Source organism: Streptomyces xinghaiensis S187 (genome assembly GCF_000220705.2).
Taxonomy (GTDB): Bacteria; Actinomycetota; Actinomycetes; order Streptomycetales; family Streptomycetaceae; genus Streptomyces; species Streptomyces xinghaiensis.
Map to the genome: position 1 here is coordinate 6,558,191 of NZ_CP023202.1, position 17,318 is coordinate 6,575,508.

Here is a 17,318-nt window from a genome sequence, read left to right on the forward strand (position 1 = left end):
CATGTCCGTCACAGCAGTGCTCCACTCCGAGTGGATCAAGATCAGGTCGGTCCGGGCGAGCTTCGGATCGCTTCTGGCGGTCCTCGCCGCCTCGCTGGCCGTCACCGTGCTCGTTTACGCGACCGTCGGCCGGGCGGAGGCGGACAACGGCGGGGACCCCGTCTTCGAAGCCTTCTACGCGATCAACTTCGCGCAGATCGCCGCCATTGCCTTCGGTGCCACCGCCGTGTCGTCCGAGTACACGGGCGGCGCCCTGCGGATCTCCCTGGCGGCCGTGCCGCACCGGGGCCTCTTCTACGGGGCCAAGACGGCGGTCGTGGCCGCCGCCGCCCTCGTCACCGGGCTCGCCACCGCGTTCGCCACCTTCTTCGCCGGCCAGGCGTTCCTGGGGGAGCGGGCCATCGGTCTCGGGGAGCCGGGAGCCCTGCGGGCCTGCGTCGGCGCGGGGCTCTACCTCGCCCTGATGGCCCTGTTCGCCGCGGGGCTCACGTTCCTGCTGCGCAGTGCCGTCGCTGTGCTGAGCCTGCTGATCCCGTTCATCCTGATCGTCTCCTTCGTGGTCGGCGACATCGCCGAGGGCGCCGCCGCCTGGCTTCCGGACCGGGCCGGACAGCAAGTCCTGTACCAGGATCCGGTGGGAGGCATCGGCCCGTGGGCCGGTCTCGCGGTGACGGCGTTGTGGGCGACCGCCGCACTCCTGGCCGGCCTGCGAGCGGTGCACCGGCGCGACGCCTGACAGGCGGGGCCCGTGCCGGTTGAGACCGGGGGCCGTGCCGGCTCGCGCCTCGGGCCGGGACGCCGGGACGCCGGGACCCGGGGCCGTGCTGGCCGGGACCCGCGCCGCCCGACACCCGGCGCGCGGACCGGCCGGTCGGCGAGGCACGCCAGTCGTACCCCCGTCGCACGTCGACGCCCGGAACCGGTGCAGTGAGGAGGTTTTGCCCGAAAAGGCACGGAAACCCGGCCGGGGACGCTGCAACCGCAGACACGTACGCACAAGCGCGGCCGGCGGGCACAGCAGTGCGGTCGGCGGGCACCGCCGCGCACCCGTGCTGTACGGCACCGCGCATGAGCACGAGGAGCACCCCATGCAGCACGACACGTTCATCGGCCAGGTTCAGGCCCGGGCCCATCTGGGCAGCCGCGGGGCCGCCGAGACGGCGACCCGGGCCAGCCTGGAGACGCTCGCGGAGCGCGTACCGGCGACGCTGGCGGAGCATCTGGCGGCCCAGCTGCCCCGGGAGATCGGCGAGCACCTGCGCCGGGTGGCGCTCGCGGCCGACGAGCCGGAGACCGGGATCCGGATGAGCAGCCAGGAGTTCTTCGAGCGCGTCGCGCAGCGGGCGAGCACCGGCTACCCCAAGGCGGTCCACGAGTCCCGGTGCGTGGTGGAGGTCGTCGGCGAGGCGACCGACAGCGTCCTGACGGAAAAGGTCCGCCAGTCGCTGGACGCCGAACTGGCCGAGGTGCTGTTCTCCGGCAGCCAGGGCACGGCCCATCACGCACGCTGAGACCCGGGTCCGGTGGCCCACTGCCGCGGAACACGGCCCGCGGCGAAGCGGAACACCGCACGCGGGTCCGCGGGAACGAGGCTCGGGGAGGGCGGAACGCGGCGCGCGGAAGGCGGCACGCGGAACGGGACCCCCGGCCCGGCCGACTGGCCTGCCGGCCCGGTCCCGGCCCCCCGCGCCGCACCTGTCACGGCGTCAGCACCACCTTGCCGACGACCGTGCCCGACTCCGCCGGCCGCAGGGCCTCGGCGGCGCGGGTCAGAGGCGGCCGCGCCGCGATCGCGCCTGACGGGGTCTGACGAGGGCTGAGGGCGCCTCCGCCCGGACAGCGGTGCGCCCGGCACCGGGTGGGGGCCGGTGCCGGGCGCGGCGCTGGGCGGCGGTGCCGGGGCCGGTTCCGCGGTCCGTCGGCGCGGTGGTGGAGGAATCTGCGCGCCGGGTCGTGCGGTACAGGCCGGGGGCCGCCGCGGAATCAGCGGACGGGATCAGTAGACCGAGGCTTCCCTGGAGGTCTGCCGGATGCCGTTGGTGCCGTTGAAGATCCGCTCGCCCCAGCTGGTCAGCGCGTTCTTGTTGAAGCCGTTGGCCATGTCGAGATAGCCGACGTCGCTGCTGTTGCCGCTCCAGGACCATCCGAGGTAGCCGAGGCCCCGGGACTGGGTCTCGGCGAGGATGGCGTCCTCGTCCGGGTTGCCGTCGGAGTGGTTGTGCCCGAACTCGCCCACGATGATGGGCAGTCGCCTGGAGGTGAAGGCGTTCAGGTAGTCCCGGATCTCGGCGGCGGTGTCGTAGACGCCGTACATGTGGATCGAGAAGATGGTGTTGCGGTCCGGATCGGAGTCGAAGACCGACTGGGCGTTCTCGCGCATGGTGCCCGACCAGTCCTGGCCCCAGTTGGGTGCGTCCACCATCAGCGCGTGGTCGAAGCCGGCGTTGCGGAGCTTGGAGATGGCGCCCTTGGTGTCGTCCGTCCACTGGGCATAGCCGTTGTTGCCGTGCGGCTCGTTGCCGATGTTGACGATGACGTAGTCCTCCTGGCCCTCCAGCGCGCTCTTGACGCTGATCCAGTAGTCCGCGGCCCGGCTGAGGGTGGCGGCTCCGCTCTGCTCGCCGTAACCGGTGGTGTCATGAACCTCCAGGACGCAGATCAGCTTGTTCTGCTTGCACTGGCCGACGACGTTCTGCACGTCCGAAGCGTCGTTCCGCGTCCACCGGTCACCCGAACTGAGGACCACACGGACGGTGTTGGCGCCGAGCGACTTGATGTCGGCCAGCGACTGCGTGGTCTGCGAGGTGTACCAGGTGTGCGCGTGGTTGACGCCGCGCATCACGAAGTCGGAGCCGTCGCGCTCCAGGATCCTGCCGTCGCCGACATGGATGCCGGTGGCGGCGGCCCGGGCCGGGGCGTCCGATCCCGGGGTGGCGGCTTCGGAGGTGGCGGCTTGGGCGGTGACCGCCAGGGGGGCCATCAGCCCCAGTACGGCTGCCGCGATGGCGGCTGTCCGCATGCTCATGGTGCGACTCCTTGACGTGGGGGACCCCCGGGAGGGCGTGGTGCCGCTGGGCCGGTGCTCCACCGGTGGTGGGGCTCCGGTGCTGCTCTGGTGCCGCGCTGTGCCGGTTACTGCTCCTGCTGCTCTGACATCTGCTCTGACATCGTTGTCATCGTCCACTGGGCCAACGATGCCGCCCCTGTGATCCCGGGGGTGGAGAGGGGGTGGGACAGTGTGTACGGGGCGCTTGGCGCAGTGTCAAGAGCCCCTGGAAATACTGCGGTTCGGGCACGCGGATTGCATAAACCCTCCGCGCGCGAGCCGGTGGGGGCCTCACCCCGGCAGTCCCACCGCACCCCGCCCCGCCCCGTCCCACCCGCCGGACCGGCCGCGCCGCCACCCCCTTCGGCGGAGGCGGCGGCCCGCGTCCGGCGCCGGACTGTTGTTCCGGCCCGCTCAGGCGCCCACGCGCTCGAAGACCGCCGCCAGGCCCTGGCCGCCGCCGATGCACATCGTCTCCAGGCCGTAGCGGGCCTCGCGGCGGCGCATCTCGTGGGCCAGGGTGGCCAGGATGCGGGCGCCCGTGGCGCCCACCGGGTGGCCGAGGGAGATGCCCGAGCCGTTGACGTTGATGCGCTGCTCGTGGTCCGCCTCCGTCAGGCCCATCTCGCGGGTGACCGCGAGCGCCTGCGCGGCGAAGGCCTCGTTCAGCTCGATCAGGTCCATGTCCTTGAGCTCCAGGCCGGCGCGGCCGAGCGCCGCCCGCGTCGCCGGGACCGGCCCGATGCCCATCGTCCCGGCCGGAACGCCCGCCCGGGCGAAGGAGACCAGCCGGACCACCGGGGTCAGGCCCAGCCGCTCCGCCGTCTCCGCGCTCGTCACCAGACAGGCCGCCGCCGCGTCGTTCTGGCCGCTGGCGTTGCCCGCCGTGACGGTCGCCTCCGGGTCCGACTTGAGCATGATCGGCTTCAGCTTGGCGAGCTGCTCGGCGGTGGTCTCCGGGCGCGGGTGCTCGTCGGTGGAGATCACCGTCCCGCCCTTGCGGGTCCGCACCGGCACCGGCACGATCTCGTCCTCGAAGAGACCCGTCTCCATCGCCCGGGCGGCGCGCCGCTGGGAGCGGAGCGCCAGGGCGTCCTGGTCCTCGCGGCTGATGGCGTACTCGCGGCGCAGGTTCTCCGCCGTCTCGATCATGCCGCCCGGCACCGGGTGGTTGACGCCGCCCGCGGTGACCCGGCCGCGCGCCAGGGAGTCGTGCAGCTCCAGTCCCGGTCCCTTGATGCCCCAGCGGGCGTCGTGGGTGTAGAAGGGCGCGGCGCTCATCACGTCTACACCGCCGGCGACGACGACGTCGCTGAAACCGGCCCGGATCTGCATGGCCGCGTCCAGGACGGCCTGGAGGCCCGAGCCGCAGCGGCGGTCGATCTGGGTGCCGGTCACCGACACCGGCAGCCCGGCGTCGAGGGCGGCGACCCGGCCGATCGCCGGGGCGTCGGAGGTCGGATAGGCGTGCCCGAGGATCACCTCGTCGACCCGCTCCGGGTCGATGCCGGTCCGCCGGACGACCTCGGCGACCACATGCGCGGCCAGTCCGGCGGCGCGCAGCCCCGCCAGGCCGCCGCCGAACCGCCCGATGGGGGTGCGCAGGGGTTCGCAGATGACGACGTCGGAGGACTGTCCGGGCATGTCGGGGGCCTTTCCGGGGAGGAGGGCAAACGTATGCCCGACCTTTTCACCCCGGACTGTTCCGGTCCAATATCCGATCCCGGAGAGATCCGGACGCGGTTCGTATCAATCCGCTCGGCGCTCCCGGACGGCCGGGCTTTCGGCCCCCGGCGTGGGGCGGTGCGCTCAGTGCGGTGCCGCACCGCCACCGTCCGGACCGTCCGGGGCCGGCGGGGTCGGCAGGGCCTCCTCCGCCACCGCCAGCACGCTGCGCAGGGCCGCCGACGGGTTGTCCCTGCGCCAGGCCAGGGCGGACCGCAGCCGCACCGGCGGCCCGTCCAGCGGGCGGTGCACCAGGCCCGTCTGCTGGATGTGCAGGCAGGACGAGAGGGTGAGCGTCACCCCGACCCCGGCCGCCACCAGCGCCAGGATCGTGTACGAATCCGGCGCCTCCTGCACGGTGCGCGGCCGGAAGCCGGCCTCCTCGCAGACCCGCAGGGTCGCGTCCCGCAGCGTGGAACCGGCGTTCGCCGGGAAGGTGACGAAGGGCTCGGCGGTCAGGTCGGCCACCGCGATCCGCTCGCGCTCCGCCAGCGGGTGGTCCGAGGGGAGCGCGCACAGCAGCTCCTCCTCGCCGATGAAGCGCGAGGCGATGCCGGGGCGGTTCACCGGCAGCCGGACGAAGCCCAGGTCCAGTGAGCCGTCGGCGACCCGGTCGAGGGCCACAGTGGCGTAGGTCTGGCCCTTCATGACGAGTTCGATGCCCGGGTGCGCGGCCCGCACCGCCCGGGTCAGCAGCGGCAGCGTGGCATGGGACGAGGCGCCCGCGAAGCCGACCGTCACCCGCCCGTACTCGCCCTCCCCGGCCGCCTTCGCGACGCGTACCGCGATGTCGAGATCGTCCAGGACCGTCCGCACCGGCTTGAGGAAGGACCGCCCCGCGCTGGTGAGCCGCACCGAGCGGGTGCTGCGCTCGAACAGCTGCACCCCCAGCTCCTTCTCCAGCTGCCGGATCTGCTGGCTGAGCGGTGGCTGCGCCATCCGCAGCCGCTTGGCGGCACGGCCGAAGTGCAGCTCCTCGGCCACGGCCACGAAAGAGATCAGATGCCGCAGTTCCACGGTCCGCCCAGCTCCGCTCCGGGGCGCGCTCCCCGGGGGCGCGCCACCCGTGGTCCCCTGCTCCGGGGCTCCTGACGCCGCCATTCGGACGGACGTCTCAATGGGAGCCTAATTGGGCCCGGACCGGCAATCAATCCCGGTCCGGTGAGGCGCGGGCCACGGACCGTTCCGCCACGGCCCCCCGCCGGTTCCCCTGCCGGTTCCCCCGCCGGGCCCGCCCGCCCGGCGCCGCTCGTCCGCCACTCGTACCGTGCGACATCGCACGTCACACCCGCCCCGGTGGTCTTCCGTACCCGGAACGGGGCACAAGCACCCGGTGACCCTGATCGACTGGATATTCGCCCTCTTCGGGTTGGGCGCCCTCCTCCCGCGCGCCGTGGCCCGCCTGCCGCTGTCCCTGCCCATGGTGTTCCTCGGCGGAGGGCTGCTGCTCTACCTGCTCCCATACGTCCTGCCGCTGTCGCTCCCCGCCCTCGACCCGGTCGCGCACCGCGGCTGGGTCGAGCACGCCGCCGAGATCTGCGTGATCATCTCGCTGATGGGTGCCGGGCTCGCGATCAACCGGCCCTTCGGCCTCCGCACCTGGGCTGTCACCTGGCGCCTGCTCGGCATCACCATGCCGCTCACCATCGGAGCCGTCGCCCTCGCGGGATGGCTGCTGCTCGGCTGGCCGCCGGCCGTGGCCCTGCTCGTCGGCGCCGTCCTCGCGCCCACCGACCCCGTCCTCGCCTCCGAGGTGCGGGTGGGCGAGCCCACCGACGCCGAACACGACGAGGACGAGGTGCGCTTCGGTCTCACCAGCGAGGCCGGACTCAACGACGGACTGGCCTTCCCCTTCGTCGGCGCGGCCGTCGCGCTGGCCGCCGCCGCGGGCACCGGCTGGTCCGCGGACTGGATCGGCCACTGGGCGCTCGTCGACGTCCTCTACAAGTGCGCCGTCGGTGTGGTCTGCGGCCTGGCCGTCGGCCGGCTGCTCGGCCGGATGTTCTTCCGCGCCACCTTCAAGGCCCTCCGGCTCTCCGAGCACAAGGAGGGCTTCGTCGCCCTCGGCGCCACGTTCCTCTCCTACGGCGTCACCGAGATCCTCCACGGCTACGGCTTCCTCGCCGTCTTCGTCACCGCCTGCGCCATCCGCGCCGCCGAACGGGCCCACGGCTATCACAAGGTCCTGCACGACTTCATCGAGCAGATAGAACGGCTCTTCACCGTCATCCTGCTGTTCCTGCTGGGCGGCTTCGTCGCCTTCGGCGGCCTGGCCCCGCTCACCTGGCAGGGCGCCGCCACCGGCCTGCTCCTGCTGCTGGTGATCCGCCCGGCCGCCGGCTGGCTCGGACAACTGGGGGACGGGAGCTGCGCCCGGGAGCGCGGCCTGACGGCCTTCTTCGGCATCCGCGGCATCGGCTCGCTGTTCTACCTCGCCTACGCGCTGGGGGAGGGCGAGTTCGGCGGCGCCACGGCCGGTGAACTGTGGGCGGTCGTGACCTTCACCATCGTCGCCTCCGTCATCGTCCACGGCATCTCGGTCACCCCGCTGATCACCCGCTTCGACCGCCTGCTGCGCCACCGCGCACGCTCCGCCGCGGGAGAAACGCACTCTGCTCCGTCCTCGTCCCCGGACCAATGAATCCGCCCTGCCCGTGGCGGGACCGGGGAACCCGGGGCCGTCCGGTGACGGCGGAAAGGGCCGTCCCTGCGCGAAGGCCGGCCGCCGGGCCCGTGCGGAACGGTGCCCGGCGGCCGGCCGCGGTGCGCTTGCGGGACCGCTACACCCGGGCCCCCAGCGCGTTCACGATCTCGTCCACGCGCGTCCGGGCGTCCCCGAAGAGCATCCGGCTGTTCTCGCGGAAGAACAGCGGGTTCTGCACACCGGCGTAACCCGTCGCCATGGACCGCTTGAAGACGATGACGTTCTCCGCCTCCCACACCCGCAGCACGGGCATGCCCGCGATCGGGCTGTTCGCGTCCTCGAGCGCCGCCGGGTTGACGGTGTCGTTCGCGCCGATGACGAGCACGACCGAGGTGGCGGCGAAGTCGTCGTTGATCTCGTCCATCTCCAGGACGACGTCGTAGGGCACGTTCGCCTCGGCCAGCAGCACGTTCATGTGGCCCGGCAGGCGCCCGGCGACCGGATGGATGCCGAACCGGACGTCCACGCCCTGGTCGCGCAGGCTGCGGGTGAGGTCGGCCACCCGCTGCTGCGCTTGGGCGACGGCCATGCCGTATCCAGGGGTGATGATGACCGACGACGCCTCCCGCAGCAGTTCGGCGGTCTCCTCGGCGCCGATCTCACGGTGCTCGCCCTGCTCGGTGTCCGAGGCGACGGGCGCCTCGATGCCGAAGCCTCCGGCGATCACCGAGAGGAAGGAGCGGTTCATCGCCTGGCACATGATGTACGAGAGGTAGGCACCGGACGAGCCGACCAGCGCGCCGGTGACGATGAGCAGATCGTTGTTGAGCAGGAAGCCCGAGGCGGCGGCGGCCCAGCCCGAGTAGCTGTTGAGCATCGACACGACCACCGGCATGTCACCGCCGCCGATGGAGGCCACCAGGTGCCAGCCCAGGGCGAGGGCGAGCGCCGTGACGGCGATCAGCAGACCGATGTTCGGAGCGGCGACGAAGACGACGGTGAGGACGGCGAAGGCCACCAGCGCACCCAGGTTGAGCGCGTTCCGGCCCGGCAGCATCAGCGGACTGGACTTGATCCGCGCGGACAGCTTCAGGAAGGCGACCACCGAACCGGTGAAGGTCACGCCCCCGATGAAGACGCCGATGAACACCTCGGCGTGATGGACGCCGAGGAGCGAACCGGTCAGCCCGCCGTCGTCCGCGGAATGGCCCGCGACCTCGAGATAGCCGTTCCAGCCGACCAGTACGGCGGCCAGGCCGACGAAGCTGTGCAGGATGGCGATGAGTTCCGGCATAGCGGTCATCTCGACGATACGGGCCCGCCAGAGCCCGATCAGCGCGCCGATCACCATCGCGGCGGCCAGCAGGGCGGCGCCGGTGCCGGAGATGCTCTGCGAGGCGAGCGCGATGGTGGCGGCCAGGGCGACCGCCATGCCCGAGATGCCCAGGACGACGCCGGAGCGTGCGGTCTCGTGCTTGGAGAGTCCGGCCAGGCTGAGGATGAACAGCACGGCGGAGATGATGTAAGCGGCCTGCGCGGCCGTGGTGACGGTCATGGAGGCCTCAGTCCTTGGAGAACATGCCGAGCATGCGGCGGGTGACCGCGAAGCCACCGAAGATGTTGATGCTCGCCAGCAGGACCGCGGCGAACGACAGCACGGTCACGACGGTGTTCCCGTGCCCGATCTGCAGCAGGGCGCCCACGACGATGATCCCGGAGATCGCGTTGGTCACCGACATCAGCGGCGTGTGCAGCGCGTGGTGCACGCTGCCGATGACGTAGTAGCCGATCACGATGGCCAGCACGAACACCGTGAAGTTGCCGGCGAGCTGGCTCGGCGCGAACGCCGTCAGCAGGAACAGGCCGAACGCGGTCAGCCCCCCGATCGCCAGCTTGCGGTTCCGCGGCATCGGCTGCTTGCCCCCGGCCCCGGCCGCGGACCCGGCCGCGGGCCGCGCGGCGGCGTCCGGCTGCCGCGGCGCGGGCACGGCGGACACCTGGACCGGCGGTGGCGGCCAGGTCTTCTCGCCCGCGCGGACCACCGTCATGGACCGCTGCACCACGTCGTCGAAGTCCAGGACGATCTGCCCGTCCTTGCCCGGTGTCAGCAGCTTGAGCAGGTTCACCAGGTTCGTGCCGTAGAGCTGCGAGGCCTGCGCGGGCAGCCGGCCCGGCAGGTCCGTGTAGCCGATGATCGTCACGCCGTTGTCCGTCACGACCACCTCGCCGGCGACGGAACCCGCGACGTTGCCGCCCTGCGCGGCGGCCATGTCGACGATCACGCTGCCGGGGCGCATGCTCGCGACGTGCTCGGCCGTGATCAGCCGGGGCGCCGGGCGGCCGGGGATGAGCGCGGTGGTGATGACGATGTCCACCTCGGCAGCCTGCTCGGTGTAGATCTCCGCGGCGCGCCGGTCGTAGTCCTCGGACGTCGCCTTGGCGTAGCCGTCGGCGCTCGCCTCCTGCTCGACCTCCACGGCGAGGAACTCCCCGCCCATCGAGCGCACCTGGTCGGCGACCTCCGGGCGCGGGTCGGTCGCCCGGACGATCGCGCCCAGGCCCTTCGCGGCGCCGATCGCCGCCAGGCCGGCCACGCCCGCGCCGGCCACCAGCACCTTGGCCGGCGGCACCTTGCCCGCCGCCGTCACCTGGCCGGTGAAGAACCGGCCGAACCGGTGGGCCGCCTCGATCACCGCCCGGTAGCCCGCGATGTTGGCCATCGAGCTCAGTACGTCCAGCGACTGGGCCCGGGAGATCCGGGGCACCGCGTCCATCGCCAGGACAGTGATCGAGCGCTGCGTGAGCGTCTCGACGAGTTCGGGGCGGAGAGCGGGGCCGATCATGCCGATCAGCGTCGCGTCGTCCCGCAGCCGGCCGATCTCGTCCGCGGTCGGCGGGTCGACCTTGAGGACGACATCGGACCGCCAGGCGTCCTCGCGGCTGCCGATCTTGGCGCCGGCCTCGGCGTACAGTTCGTCCGCGAAATCCGACCGCTGACCGGCGCCGGATTCGACCAGGACGTCGAAGCCGAGGCTCATCAGCCGGCGCACGGTGTCCGGGGTCGCGGCGACGCGCGTCTCCCCTGTGGCCGACTCCGCGACCACACCGAGCCGTTGGACCATCGATCCGACCTCTTTCTGTGACGTTCCTCCGGGTCCTCCCCGGTGCGGGTGCACTCGGGTGGCCGAAGGGTGCGTGGTGAGATCCGCGTCGTCCGTTGGCGGAGGCCGTACGTCGTCGTTGACGGGGCCCGGAATGCTTCGTGCCGGGCAGGCTCCAACTGGGCGGATCCGGGCAGCGGAACCTGCTGATCGGTCTCGAGCGTGGGCAGGCTAGCCCGCTGTTCTCCCGCGGGGCAAGGGAGCACGGGGTCCCGGATCAGGCGCACACCAGGGCTTTTGAATCTCTGTGAGCGGTCACAGAGCGGGTCCTGCGCGGAAGGGCCAACCGGCCCGTGTGGCACGACTCACGACCGGAGCGACCGCAGACTGAGACGCCCGGGAGGACGGACCCTCTCGAACCGGACGGGCCCGGCCCGGCGTCGTTTCCGTGCCCAAGCGCCGGGTACCCGGACAAGCCCGGCGGGCTTCCCGTTCGGCCGATCGGCTGACAGACCGCGTATCTGTTCGGCCGACTTCGGCGGAGGCGCGGGACCGCCGGCCCTCGGTCCGCCGGCCCGGCGCTCCGCCGTCCGCCGGACCGCCCGATGACCGACCGCCGCCCGTCCGCCCACGACCGAGCCGGAGTCACCATGCCGCCGTCCCCCGCCCCCGGGCCCGCCGTCTCCGCCGGACCGCGGAAGGCCGGTACGGCGGAGCAGGTGCGCTTCGCCACCGGGGTCCTGCTGCCACTCCTCTCGGCGGGGGTGATCAAGCGGCGGCCCCGCGTCATGGCACTCGCCGAACGTCTCCAGCTCGACCGGGGCGGCGTCGCGACGATGCGCCTGCTGCGTGAACGGCACGGCGCCGGCCCGCTGCTGATGCGTCTCGCCGGCCGCTCCGTGCTGCTCCTCCTCGACCCGGGCGACGTGCGGCGGGTCCTCGACGGGACACCGCGGCCGTTCGGACCGGCCTCCTGGGAGAAACGGGGCGCGCTCACTCAATTCCAGCCGCACGGCTCGCTGATCACCCGGGGAACGGAACGCGCGCCCCGCCGCCGTCTCAACGAGGAGGCACTGGAGACCGACCGGCCGCTGCACCACCTCGCCCCGGCCGTCGCCGGCACGGTGGAGGAAGAGGCCCGCCTGCTCGCCGACCGGTGCGCCGTCACCGGGCAACTGGCCTGGGACGATTTCGCGGCGTGCTGGTGGAGGACGGTCCGGCGCACCGTCCTCGGTGACGCCGCACGCGACGACCACCGGCTCACCGGAGAGCTGGGACGGCTCCGCGAGGCGGCCAACTGGTCCGTCCTGCTGCCGCGGCGGCGTGCCCTGCGCGCCCGCTTCCTGGCGCATCTGCGCCGGCGGGCGGAGGGGGCCGGCCCGGACACCCTCGCGGCCGCGGCCATGGCCCGCGCGGAGGAGACCGGTGCCGCCCCCGTCAGCCAGATCGCGCACTGGCTGTTCGCCTTCGACGCGGCGGGCATGACGGTCTTCCGCACTCTCGCGCTGCTCACCACCCATCCCGAGGACGGCAGACGCGCCCGGGACGAGATCACCGGCACCGGCACCGGCACCGGCGCCCCGCGGACGCTGCCGTTCCTGCGGGCCTGCGTACTGGACACCGTCCGGCTCTGGCCGACGACCCCCGCCGTGCTGCGGCAGACCACCGAGGACGTCGAGTGGGACGGCCGGACCGTGCCGGCCCGCACCACCGTCCTCGCCCACGCCCCGTACTTCCACCGCGGTGACCCGCACGCCCCGTACGCCGACCGGTTCACCCCCGGCATGTGGCTCGACGGCCGTGCCCGGTCCGACCCGGCGCTCGTCCCGTTCAGCGGTGGTCCGGGCGTCTGCCCGGGGGAGAACATCGTGCTGCTGCACACCAGCACCTGGCTGGCGGCGATGCTGGGGGAGAGGCTGACGTACCGCCTCGCCTCCCGTGTCCGTCCGGGGCCGTGCCGCCCGCTCCCGGCGACGTTCAACCCGTTCGGCGTGCGGTTCACCGTCCACTGACCGGCGGAGGGCGCTCGGTGCGCCGCCCCGCCCCTCGGCCCCGCCCCGCCGCCTGTCCCGTGAGTCCGGCACCGGGATGGCAACGGCAGGCGGGGCAACGGCAGTCGGGCCGCCGGGCCGGGGCCGGGCCGGGCCGGGCCGGGCCGGGCCGCAGTACGGTGCAGTACGGTGTTGGCCGCCCGCCCGGCGGCAGTACCCGGGTGCCGGCATCGGGGGCGCCCGTGCCGGGTAGCTTGGACCCGTCCGGGCCGGACCGGGCGGAAGGCGGGGACGGGGAACGTGCCGGGAGGAGAAACCGCGGGGGACGGCGCGGCCGGTGCCTGGACCGCGGCGGAAGCCGGCACCACAGCCGCAGCCGGGGCCGGGCAGACCGCCCGGCCCGAGAGCTTCCTGCTCGCCCTCTTCGGCGACTATGTGCTCGACCGCGGGGTCGCCGTGTCGACGGGCAGCGTCATCGCCGTACTGCGGCAGCTCGGCGTCGGTGAGCACGCCACCCGGGCCGCCGCCGCCCGCATGGCCCGCCGCGGCCTGCTGCGCTCGGTGCGGCGGGGCCGCCGGGCGTACCTCGGCCTGACGCCCCACGGAACGGCGGTGCTGCGGGACGGCCGGGACAAACTGGAGGCGGAGGTCGTCGACCGCCACTGGGACGGCCGGTGGACGCTGCTGGCGTTCTCGGTACCGGAGAGCCGGCGCGCGGACCGGCACGCGCTGCGCACCCGCCTCGGCTGGGCCGGATTCGGGCCGTTGCGCAGCGGCCTGTGGGTCTCGACGCGGGCGGCCGACCTCTCGGACACGCTCGCCCGGCTGGACCTGCTGGACCACGCCGAGGTGTTCCGGGCCGAGGCGGCCCTGTGGACCGACCCGGCCAGGATCGTCCGGGAGGCCTGGGACCTGTCCGCGCTGGCCGCGGGATACCGCCGCTTCACCGACCGCTGGTCGGGCGCGGAGCTCGGAGAGCGCGACGGCCTGGCGCTCCGGACCCGGTTGACGGCCGAGTGGCTGCTGCTGATCCGTCACGATCCCCGGCTGCCGCGGGATCTGCTCACCGAGAAATGGCCGGGCGTGCGGGCGCAGGAACTCTTCCGGACCTCACTGCGCCAACTCCTGCCCGTAGCGGACACGTTGGCGGAGGAACTGCTCGACACCACGGCGGCCGGATAACGCGAGCCGCCGCCAGTCCGGTGCGGAAGGACGCGGAAGGACCGGGGGGACCGGGTCCGGTACGGATGCCTGCCGGCTCACGGGCCGGACACGCCTTCGGCCGGGGACGCGGGCGCGCCGGTCCGGGCCCTACGTGCCCCGAACCGGTACGGGAACCGGTACAGGAACCGACCGGAGCTCCGGGGCGGGCAGCCCCGGGCGATCTCCGGAACCCCGCAGACCGGCCTCGGGGGCCGTCTCCCGGGCCGGGTGCCCGGCCGGGTCCGGCCCGGCCCGGCCCGATCATGACGAGAATCCGGCGGCCGCGGAACACCCTTCGGCCAACCTTCGGCGAATCCTTGTTGATCGCCATTGAAATGTCTAACGTCGGGTCACCAACTCCCCCCACAGGAGGCCCACATGACGCGTCTCAGATCTCTCTTGGCGGCTGTGGCCGGCAGCCTGCTGCTCTTCCTCACGGGCATCTCCGTTCCCTCGTCGGCGTCAGCGGCATCGCTGGTGGAGGTGACCGACTTCGGCAGCAACCCCGGCAATCTGCGGATGCACCTGTATGTGCCGGACTCCCGTCCCGAACAGCCGGCGATCGTGGTGGCGATGCACGGCTGCGGCGGGTCGGGGCCGGGCTTCCACCAGTCGGGCGGCTTCGGGCAACTGGCCGACCAGCACGGCTTCATCGTCGTCTACCCGACCGCCACGAAGCAGACGGCGATGTCCAACTGCTTCGACGTGTGGTCCGACGCGTCCAAGCGCCGCGGCGGCGGCAGCGATCCCGCCTCGATCGTCTCGATGGTCGACTACGCGAAGGAGCGCTACAACGGCGACCCGGAGCGGGTCTTCGCCACCGGCAGTTCCTCCGGCGGCATGGAGACCAACGTCCTCCTGGCCCTCTACCCGGACGTGTTCGAGGCGGGAACGGTGTTCATGGGCGTGCCCTTCACCTGCTTCGCCAACGAGGCCGATTTCCCGCCGTGGACCAGCAAGTGCGTGGGCGGCTCCATGGACCGGACCCCGGAGGACTGGGGCAACGCCGTCCGGCAGGCGTACCCCGGGCACACCGGTGCCCGTCCCCGCGTCCAACTGTGGCACGGCACCAACGACACCCTCATCCCGTTCCAGCTTCTGCGGGAGGAGACGGAGCAGTGGACGAATGTCTTCGGCCTGAGCCAGACGCCGACCTCCACGGACCAGCCGCAGCCCACCTGGTCGCGGCAGCGCTACGCCGACGAGGCCGGTGAGGTGAAGGTGGAATCCATCAGCGTCCAGGGCGCCGGGCACAGCCTGCCGATGAGCGGCATGGCCGCCTCGGCCGTCGAATTCTTCGGCCTGTCCGGTTGAGGGACCGGGTGGTGGGAACGGCTGCCCGCCCCGCTCGGCGGGAGTGGAGGCGGGCAGCCGGCCGGGGGCGTACCGCATCGTCTTCCGCCCCGGGCATTTCCCTGAGCGGGTTGGGCGGTTACCTTTCTGGGAGCGCTCCCACAGCTCTGGTCCGGCGGCACTCCTTCCCCCACGCGCGCCGGATCTCCACCCCCCCCGAAGGGAGAGGCACCACCCATGAAGCGATCCCTGAGATCCTCGCGCACGCAAGACGACGGCGGCTCCGGAACCGGAATCCGGAGCGGCCTGTGGCGCAGGCTCTCACTGTTCGGCCTGCTGGTCGCCCTTCCCGTCCTCCTCCTGGTGATGTTCACGGGCGGCTCCGGCCAATCCGGCGGCTCCGGCGATGCCGGGGAGCAAACCGCCGCAGAGGGCGCGAGGTCCGGGGCCGGAACACGGACCGAAGCCCGCGAGCAGGCCGGCGACGGCGAACACGGCGGCGGCCACGGTGAGCACACCGAAGCGGCAGTCGCGGACAAGGAGGATGAGCAGGGCAAGGAGGGCAAGGAGGGCAACGGGGGTCAGGACGCCGCCCACCAGGGCCATTCCGCGAGCGCGGGCGGCAAATGCGCCGCGAAGGTGAAGATCACGACCAAGGGCGACGACTACCGCGCCAAGGTGACGGTGACGAACTCGGGCGAGACCGAGATCGGCAACTGGATGGTGCACTCGTCCATCTCGCCCGACGCGAACATCGAGAAGCACTGGCGCACGGTGCTCAGCGGCTACGGCCTCGCCGTCGCCTTCGGCAGCACCGACCAGAACGGGACGCTGGAGCCCGGCGAGTCGACCACGTTCGGCTTCTTCGTCAAGAACGGCACCCCACCGCCGCCCGAGGCCAACGTCTGCTACGTGCACTGAGGTCGAGCCCGAACGTGGCGGGGCGGTACCGGCGGCACCGGTACCGCCCCGTCCTTGGTTCTCCCGCGGCTCGCCCGTCGGCGGCGAACCGTATCGCCGCCGAGTGCGGTACTGCGGACGCTGGTACGGCCGCAACCGTCGTGGCTGCCCGCCGGGCGCGGCGGCGCTGCTGCGCCTAGCGGGCTGTCGGCTGTTGTGCCTGGTTGGGGTTACGGCGCCGGGTGGGCGGCGCGGTGGTGGTGGCGGGTGCGTCGCGGGCTGCCCGTTGTGGTTGTGGTGGGGGTTACGGCACCCGTGTCGGGGGTGGCCCCGTGGTCGGTCGTCTATCCGGTGCCGTGCGCGCCCGGGGACGGCTTGAAAAGCATGGCGTGGCTGGTGCCGGTGGGTGGTTGCGGGGGCACACGCGCGCCTGGGCTTCTCGGCTTCCCGTGCGTTGTGGCGGGCTGTCGGTGGTGGCGGTCGTGGCGGGTGGCGGTGTGGCTGCTGCGGGAGTGTCGGCTGCCGCTGGGGTGGGGGCTCCGCGGAAGCGTTGTGCCTTCGGGTTCTCAGGCCCTCTGCTGCGTCGTGTCGGGCTGCTGGTGGCCGTGGTCGTGGTTGTGGACGGGTGGTGTTGCTGGTGTTCGGTGTGGGCCATGGGTGGAGTTCCCGGGTCCGCTTTCGCTCACTCGTTCGGGTGGTTCCGTGTCCTGGACCTGGATTCATCACCTTCCGTGACGGAAAATAGGGGTAGGAACTCGCTCCGTGAGGGCGGGAGTTCACACGGGTGATCCGGACGGGGGGAATGTCATGCAGGCCACACTGCTCGACCACGACGACACGGCCACGACCGGGGACACCACCGGGGTGGTGCCGGGGGAGCCGGTGACGGCGGATGAGTGGGCCGCGCACCTGGCCACGGCTGTGCCGGGTCCGCAGACGGCGGCGATGCTCGGCCTGCTGGAGCGCGAGCAGCTCTCCACGACTGGGCGGATCGATGCTCTGAAGGCCTGGGAGCGGCATGTGGGTGGCGTGGATCCAGGCGCAGCAGGTGGGTCTGCTGGCGGATATCGAGGCGGATGCTCTGGATGCGAGGCCGGATGGGATGGGCTGGGCGGACTATGACTGGGACTTCGCCTGTGAGGATGTGGCCTGTGCGTTGAAGTTGTCGGGGAACACGGCCGCGGAGCGTCTGGCGGTGGCCACCGCCCTGGAGGGCCGTTTCCCCACCACCGTGGGCCTGTTGGAGCGTGGGGAGATCTGTTATCTGCAGGCGAAGGCGGTGACGGAGGTCACCGGCACCCTGGACCCGGAGGCCGCCGGGCGGGTGGAGGCGATGGTGCTGCCCAAGATGCCGGGCCAGTCCGTCGGCCAGACCCGGCGGGCGTTGAACCGGCGGTGCTGAGGCGGATCCGCTG

The 17,318-nt window shown here is 72.7% G+C and carries 13 protein-coding genes; 8 read left to right on the forward strand and 5 right to left on the reverse strand.

Annotated elements, in window-relative coordinates:
- Position 1: 1 nt before the first annotated feature.
- Entirely contained in the window at positions 2-736 is a 735-nt protein-coding gene (locus SXIN_RS28080) for an ABC transporter (RefSeq protein WP_019708587.1), read from the forward strand.
- 352 nt (positions 737-1,088) lie between these two features.
- Positions 1,089-1,511, forward strand: a complete 423-nt coding sequence (locus tag SXIN_RS28085) for a DUF2267 domain-containing protein (protein ID WP_019706560.1) — start codon at positions 1,089-1,091, stop codon at positions 1,509-1,511.
- 485 nt (positions 1,512-1,996) lie between these two features.
- Here SXIN_RS28085 and SXIN_RS28090 read toward each other — a convergent pair whose 3' ends face one another.
- From SXIN_RS28090 to SXIN_RS28100, 3 genes are all read right to left on the reverse strand, one after another.
- Positions 1,997-3,025, reverse strand: coding sequence for a glycoside hydrolase family 5 protein (locus SXIN_RS28090; protein ID WP_019706353.1), 1,029 nt, complete (start codon positions 3,023-3,025; stop codon positions 1,997-1,999).
- Positions 3,026-3,460: 435 nt separating this feature from the next.
- Positions 3,461-4,690, reverse strand: coding sequence for an acetyl-CoA C-acetyltransferase (locus SXIN_RS28095; protein ID WP_019706430.1), 1,230 nt, complete (start codon positions 4,688-4,690; stop codon positions 3,461-3,463).
- Between the two features lie 165 nt (positions 4,691-4,855).
- Complete coding sequence (locus tag SXIN_RS28100) at positions 4,856-5,788, reverse strand: LysR family transcriptional regulator (protein ID WP_095757718.1); 933 nt, start codon at positions 5,786-5,788, stop codon at positions 4,856-4,858.
- A 316-nt stretch (positions 5,789-6,104) separates the two neighbouring features.
- Here SXIN_RS28100 and SXIN_RS28105 point away from each other — a divergent pair, with 316 nt between their 5' ends.
- Complete coding sequence (locus SXIN_RS28105; protein WP_019708585.1) at positions 6,105-7,412, forward strand: cation:proton antiporter; 1,308 nt, start codon at positions 6,105-6,107, stop codon at positions 7,410-7,412.
- Between the two features lie 139 nt (positions 7,413-7,551).
- Here SXIN_RS28105 and pntB read toward each other — a convergent pair whose 3' ends face one another.
- Complete coding sequence (gene pntB / locus SXIN_RS28110; protein ID WP_019708584.1) at positions 7,552-8,970, reverse strand: Re/Si-specific NAD(P)(+) transhydrogenase subunit beta; 1,419 nt, start codon at positions 8,968-8,970, stop codon at positions 7,552-7,554.
- A 7-nt stretch (positions 8,971-8,977) separates the two neighbouring features.
- Positions 8,978-10,537, reverse strand: a complete 1,560-nt coding sequence (locus SXIN_RS28115; RefSeq protein WP_095757719.1) for a Re/Si-specific NAD(P)(+) transhydrogenase subunit alpha — start codon at positions 10,535-10,537, stop codon at positions 8,978-8,980.
- A 584-nt stretch (positions 10,538-11,121) separates the two neighbouring features.
- Here SXIN_RS28115 and SXIN_RS28120 point away from each other — a divergent pair.
- From SXIN_RS28120 to SXIN_RS32840, 5 genes are all read left to right on the forward strand, one after another.
- Positions 11,122-12,528 carry a cytochrome P450 gene (locus SXIN_RS28120; protein WP_202859805.1) on the forward strand — a complete coding sequence of 469 codons (1,407 nt, stop codon included), beginning with the start codon at positions 11,122-11,124 and terminating at the stop codon, positions 12,526-12,528.
- Between the two features lie 279 nt (positions 12,529-12,807).
- The gene (locus tag SXIN_RS28125) at positions 12,808-13,689 is read left to right on the forward strand and encodes a PaaX family transcriptional regulator (protein WP_095757720.1); all 882 of its coding nucleotides are present in this window, start codon (positions 12,808-12,810) and stop codon (positions 13,687-13,689) included.
- Between the two features lie 399 nt (positions 13,690-14,088).
- Complete coding sequence (locus SXIN_RS28130; RefSeq protein ID WP_039821097.1) at positions 14,089-15,024, forward strand: extracellular catalytic domain type 1 short-chain-length polyhydroxyalkanoate depolymerase; 936 nt, start codon at positions 14,089-14,091, stop codon at positions 15,022-15,024.
- A 216-nt stretch (positions 15,025-15,240) separates the two neighbouring features.
- Complete coding sequence (locus SXIN_RS28135; RefSeq protein ID WP_019708580.1) at positions 15,241-15,924, forward strand: cellulose binding domain-containing protein; 684 nt, start codon at positions 15,241-15,243, stop codon at positions 15,922-15,924.
- A gap of 1,003 nt (positions 15,925-16,927) precedes the next feature.
- On the forward strand, positions 16,928-17,305 hold the full coding sequence (locus SXIN_RS32840) for a DUF222 domain-containing protein (protein ID WP_272951823.1): 378 nt from the start codon (positions 16,928-16,930) through the stop codon (positions 17,303-17,305).
- Positions 17,306-17,318 lie beyond the last annotated feature (13 nt).

What these genes read in the sequence shown, in the direction of transcription:
- SXIN_RS28080 (WP_019708587.1), top strand. Translation starts at nt 2, where the DNA reads ATGTCCGTCACAGCAGTGCTCCACTCCGAGTGGATCAAGATCAGGTCG.
- SXIN_RS28085 (WP_019706560.1), top strand. Translation starts at nt 1,089, where the DNA reads ATGCAGCACGACACGTTCATCGGCCAGGTTCAGGCCCGGGCCCATCTG.
- SXIN_RS28090 (WP_019706353.1), bottom strand. Translation starts at nt 3,025, where the DNA reads ATGAGCATGCGGACAGCCGCCATCGCGGCAGCCGTACTGGGGCTGATG.
- SXIN_RS28095 (WP_019706430.1), bottom strand. Translation starts at nt 4,690, where the DNA reads ATGCCCGGACAGTCCTCCGACGTCGTCATCTGCGAACCCCTGCGCACC.
- pntB (WP_019708584.1), bottom strand. Translation starts at nt 8,970, where the DNA reads ATGACCGTCACCACGGCCGCGCAGGCCGCTTACATCATCTCCGCCGTG.
- SXIN_RS28115 (WP_095757719.1), bottom strand. Translation starts at nt 10,537, where the DNA reads ATGGTCCAACGGCTCGGTGTGGTCGCGGAGTCGGCCACAGGGGAGACG.
- SXIN_RS28120 (WP_202859805.1), top strand. Translation starts at nt 11,122, where the DNA reads ATGACCGACCGCCGCCCGTCCGCCCACGACCGAGCCGGAGTCACCATG.
- SXIN_RS28130 (WP_039821097.1), top strand. Translation starts at nt 14,089, where the DNA reads ATGACGCGTCTCAGATCTCTCTTGGCGGCTGTGGCCGGCAGCCTGCTG.
- SXIN_RS28135 (WP_019708580.1), top strand. Translation starts at nt 15,241, where the DNA reads ATGAAGCGATCCCTGAGATCCTCGCGCACGCAAGACGACGGCGGCTCC.